The sequence below is a fragment of the Hydrogenophaga sp. OTU3427 genome (assembly GCF_038440225.1).
Taxonomy (GTDB): domain Bacteria; phylum Pseudomonadota; class Gammaproteobacteria; order Burkholderiales; family Burkholderiaceae_C; genus Hydrogenophaga.
In genome coordinates this window covers 1-2,578 of record NZ_JASATI010000095.1, presented here as the reverse complement: position 1 = coordinate 2,578, position 2,578 = coordinate 1, and the positions used below count along the sequence as shown (strand labels likewise).

The 2,578-nt window shown below is 65.7% G+C and carries 2 protein-coding genes; both read left to right on the top strand.

Features of this window, described 5'->3' with window-relative positions:
• The first annotated feature begins 145 nt into the window (after positions 1-145).
• The gene (gene istA, locus AAHB17_RS24365; RefSeq protein ID WP_342133649.1) at positions 146-1,750 is read left to right on the top strand and encodes an IS21 family transposase; all 1,605 of its coding nucleotides are present in this window, start codon (positions 146-148) and stop codon (positions 1,748-1,750) included.
• Positions 1,747-2,511 carry an IS21-like element helper ATPase IstB gene (gene istB, locus AAHB17_RS24360; protein ID WP_342133648.1) on the top strand — a complete coding sequence of 255 codons (765 nt, stop codon included), beginning with the start codon at positions 1,747-1,749 and terminating at the stop codon, positions 2,509-2,511. The genes istA and istB overlap by 4 nt, the downstream gene beginning before the upstream one ends.
• Positions 2,512-2,578 lie beyond the last annotated feature (67 nt).

Here is a 2,578-nt window from a genome sequence, read left to right as displayed (position 1 = left end):
CCCCGGCGGCCACCCAAACTCCCCCACTGATGGCCACCTCAAACTCCCCCACCTGAGTTGATCGGGGACAGGGGGTAAACGCCGGCGCCGCTGGCACCTGTTGGCAGGACAGTAGTTCTGGTCTTCCCCGAGGGGAGGCCAAGGAGTGAATGTCTTGAAACCCAACCAACGGGCCACCGTCTACACGCTGCTCGAGCGTGGCAGCACCCAGCGCGAGATCGCGCGCATCACCGGCGTCGACCGCAAGACCGTCAGGAGTTACCAACGTCGCCGGCAGGCCGAGCAGTCAAATTCCCCCGGGGTGGCCACCGGCCCTGATGCCATGGCCGCTCACGTGGCCGCGCAAATTCCCCCACCCTGGCCACCGGCTCCCACGTCAGTGGCCGCCTCCCTATGCGAGCCGTACCGCGACGTCATCGAGGCCCAACTGCGTCTCAAGCGCAACGCCACGGCCATCTACCAGGACCTGGTCGATGTCCACGGCTTTGCCGGCCAGTACAACTCGGTCAAACGCTTCGTGGCCCGGCTGCGTCACAAGGAGCCCGAACAATTCGACCGCCTGTCCTTCCTGCCCGCAGAGGAGATGCAGGTGGACTACGGTGAGGGTGCACCCACCCGGGTGCCGGGCAGCGACCGGTACCGCAAACCGCGCCTGTTCGTGGCAACGCTGCGCTACTCGCGGGCCAGCTTTCGGCACGTGGTCTGGAAGTCTGGCCAGCAGGTCTGGGCCGAGCTGCACGAGCGCGCGTTTCGCCACTTCGGTGGCTGCCCGCAGTACGTGGTGTTGGACAACCTCAAAGAGGGCGTCATCAAACCCGACCTGTATGAGCCCGAACTCAACCCGGTCTATGCCGCCACCCTGGCGCACTACGGCGTGGTGGCCGACCCGGCCCGGGTGCGTGACCCCAACCGCAAGGGTACGGTAGAGCACGCCATCGGCCACACCCAGGCCACGGCCTTGAAGGGCCGGCGCTTTGAGTCCATCGAAGAGCAGAACACCTTCCTGGCGCAATGGGAGAAGAATTGGGCAGCCAAGCGCATCCACGGCACCGAGCGGCGCCAGGTGCAGGCCATGTTCGCGGAAGAACGCCCCCACCTCAAAGCTTTGCCACTGCTGGGCATGCAGTATTTCGAAGAGGTCCAGCGCACGGTGTGCGACGACAGCTGTGTGCGGGTGGAGTACAGCAGCTACGCCGCGCGCCCGGCGGCCATCGGATCGAAGGTGCGGGTGCGCATCTTCGCCCAGCGCATCCAGATCTTTGATCTGCAAACCGGCACCTTGCTGCGCAGTCACCCCAAGGCTGAACGCCCCGGCACCGTGGTGCTGCCCCAGGATGAGCGGGTGTTCAACCCTTCGCGTGAGACCCGCCTGATCCTGCGCCAGGCCAGCCAGATTGGCGAACACGCCGCCCGGCTGTGCCAGTTGCTCTTTGCCATCGAGGGCCGGGTCGGCCAGCGCAAGCTCTGGGGCATCGTCGGCCTGGTGCGCCGATATCCGGCGCATTGTGTCAACGCCGCCTGCGCCCAGGCTCTGGAGCAGGGCATCTACAGCTTCAAGCGCGTCCAGGCATTGACAGAGGCGCTCTTTGCCGATGCGCTTGAAGCCATCGAGACCCAGGCCGGTGGCGAGCATGTAACGCCCACCACGGCGACCCTGACCCAGCAGCACGAGCTGATCCGCGATGCCGATGAATACGGTGACCTGTTTGCCCACGCTGCGGCCACCGCCGCAGTTGGGAGCCAGACATGAACATGGTCGAGATCGAGCGCGCGCTGCGCCAGCTGCGCCTGTCGGGTATTGCCGAGACCCTGTCGACCCGCGTGATGCAGGCCCAGGTCGCCCAGGAGCCATTTCTGCAGACCTTCGCCGCCATGCTTCAGGATGAGCTCGACCGGCGCCGATCGCGCCTTACAGAGCGCCGCTACAAGCGCTCGGGTCTGGACGAGAAGGTCAGCCTGGCCGACTTCGACTGGCGTTTCAACCCCAAGCTGCCCCGCGCGGCCTGCTTTGAGCTGCACACCCTGAAGTTCATCGCCGAGGGCGCCAACGCGCTCATCGTCGGTAAACCCGGCACCGGCAAGTCTCACATTGCCAAGGCCATCGCCTACCAGGCCACGCTGGGCGGCCACGATGTGCGTTACCTCGAGGCCGACGCCGAATTCGCCCGCTACGCGCTGGCAAGTGCCACCGAGCGCATCGGCCTGCTCAAGGAGTGGGTGGAGCCTGACCTGATCATCTTGGACGATCTGTTCCTGGCCAGGCGTATCAGCGAGCACGCCGCCGAGGTCCTGCAGGCCATCGTGCACCAGCGCTACAAGCTGCGCCGCGCCATCGTGGTGACCTCCAACCGCGTTGTGCAGGACTGGGGTCGCTATCTGGGCGACGCCACCATGGCGACCACCATCCTGGACCGCCTCATGCACCGCTGCACGATGCTGGAATTCGAGGGCAAGAGCTACCGGCTCAAAGAGGCCGCCGCACGCATCGCCACCGGCACTGAGTCGTCATAATCCAACCGGTCTTGCCTGGGGAATTTGGGGTGGCCACAGGTGGGGGAATTTGGACTGGCCATCGGGG

Excerpts from the sequence above, each read along its gene's own strand:
- istB (WP_342133648.1), top strand. The coding sequence starts at position 1,747 with ATGAACATGGTCGAGATCGAGCGCGCGCTGCGCCAGCTGCGCCTGTCG.